This window comes from Sulfitobacter sp. HI0129, from assembly GCF_001635395.1.
Classification (GTDB): domain Bacteria; phylum Pseudomonadota; class Alphaproteobacteria; order Rhodobacterales; family Rhodobacteraceae; genus Sulfitobacter.
In genome coordinates, this window is sequence record NZ_LWGH01000103.1 from 1 (window position 1) to 207 (window position 207).

General features: G+C 60.9%; 1 pseudogene. It reads right to left on the reverse strand.

The window, feature by feature from the left end:
- A pseudogene (locus A3764_RS00995) lies at window positions 1-207 on the reverse strand (mannitol dehydrogenase family protein); the annotation flags it as partial.

Sequence of the window (207 nt, forward strand, 5' to 3'; positions counted from 1 at the left end):
TTGTCTCATGGGCATGCACATCGTCGGAGAACGTGGCCCCAACGGCATCCCATGCAGGACGCCCGGCGCAGAAATCATCCTCTATCACCCATTGGCGATAAGCCTCGTGGCTCACCGGGGCGGCGTCGTCGATCCCATATTCGTGCACCAGTGCAAGCTCTTTGGGGCCGGTTGCGGGCGCGATGCAATCGACCATCGAATTCGGGA